The organism is Anoxybacillus kestanbolensis (assembly GCF_001996285.1).
In the GTDB taxonomy this organism is placed as follows: Bacteria; Bacillota; Bacilli; order Bacillales; family Anoxybacillaceae; genus Anoxybacillus; species Anoxybacillus kestanbolensis_A.
On sequence record NZ_MQAD01000023.1, the window covers coordinates 1 to 1,500 of the forward strand.

Below are 1,500 nucleotides of genomic sequence, written 5' to 3' on the forward strand. Positions count from 1 at the left end.
ATGTAGCAGATGTTAACGGTAACCCTCTAACAAAAGGTACAGTAATTACTGTTGCTAAGTAATATGGGATGCGTGCCTGTGCACTGCGATCCGAAAAGTAGACAGTATAAATTCAGTTAACGTGAAGGAATCAGAGTGATAAAACTCTGGTTCCTTTCCTTTTCTCGTCTTTTTCCTAGTGTCTCAGAACCCCGTGAAACTGTCAAGGAGAGCACTTGACAGCCCCACGGAGTTCTGAGGAGAGGTTGGTAAGACGAGAAGGAGGAAATATAGCCCACTGGTGCTCGTTGTTAACTAGCCTTTGCATATTGAGTCGGTGTCTGATAACGAAGAACACCTTGTATCCGTTGGTGGTTGTAATAGCGAATGTAATCATGGATAAGCTGTGTTGCCTCTTCCACACTTTTCGTACGTCGCAAGTCCTGTTCCATCTCTGTTTTAAGGTAGGAGAAAAAGCTTTCTATGCATGCGTTATCAAGCGCATTCGCTTTTCTCGACATACTTGGTGTGATTGAAAATGTATCCATCAGCGTTTTCCATCTTGTTGATCGATATGGCATTCCTTGATCGGAATGAAGAATTAAAGAATCCTTGATGTGTCTGATTTCTAATGCATACAATAGGGAATCTTCCACAAGTTGAACATCGTGTGTTGATGAAATCTGATGCCCGATAATTTCATTGTTGTGTAAATCCATAACGGCAGAAACAAATAGCTTTTTATCTTCCACGGCAATTTCCGTGACATCTGTGACCCATTTTTCATTCAAACGTGTCGTGGAAAAGTTTCTTTTTAATAGATTTTCATAAATATATCCAGCGGAAGTTGCTTTTTTCACTTTGGCGGGTTGTTTTCGTTTCATGCGAGATTGACATTTTAATCCTAATTCTCTCATTAGTCGACGTACCACTTTTTCACTTACAGGTAGTTGATATTGATTGTTTAATACTGCGTGAATTTTTCGATATCCATATCTCCCTTTGTGTTCATGGAAAATCAAAGAGATATATTCTTTTAATTGTTGGTTTTTCTTAGACTCTTTTCTTTTTTTCTTCCCCTTTGTTTTCAAGTATTTATAGTAACCAGATTTTGAAATCTGTAGTTTTTCACATATTTTAACAACTGGATATTTTGTTTTGAGCTCGTCTACTACTTTGAACTTCGCTGTCTTCCCTCCCTTTCCAGAATTTGCAGATACTTTTTTAAAATTTCATTCTCCATCTCTAGTTCTTGTATGATGAAATCCTTGTCCATTTCAGGATGATTTCTAACTTTTCGTTTTAGTCCTACTTCCCCATACATTTCATACTGATCTATCCATTTATAAATATAGTCAGGATCTGTAATCTCAAGATGATGTGCAATGACTTTTACACTCTCCCCCGCCAAGGCTCTTTGAACGGCTTCCAGCTTCAATTCTGAAGAATAGCTTTTATAAGTTCTTTGTTTTTTCGACATGTTCATCGGCTCCTTCCTGTCTTCTGTATGGACATTTTTTT

At 37.8% G+C, this 1,500-nt stretch carries 1 protein-coding gene and 1 pseudogene; both read right to left on the reverse strand.

Annotated features, from left to right (window positions below):
- Positions 1-290: 290 nt before the first annotated feature.
- Positions 291-1,145 (reverse strand): annotated as a pseudogene (locus BO219_RS11495) (IS3 family transposase); the annotation flags it as partial.
- A 5-nt stretch (positions 1,146-1,150) separates the two neighbouring features.
- Positions 1,151-1,500 (reverse strand): helix-turn-helix domain-containing protein (locus BO219_RS11500; RefSeq protein WP_226373824.1); only part of this gene is annotated, 350 nt, incomplete at its 5' end.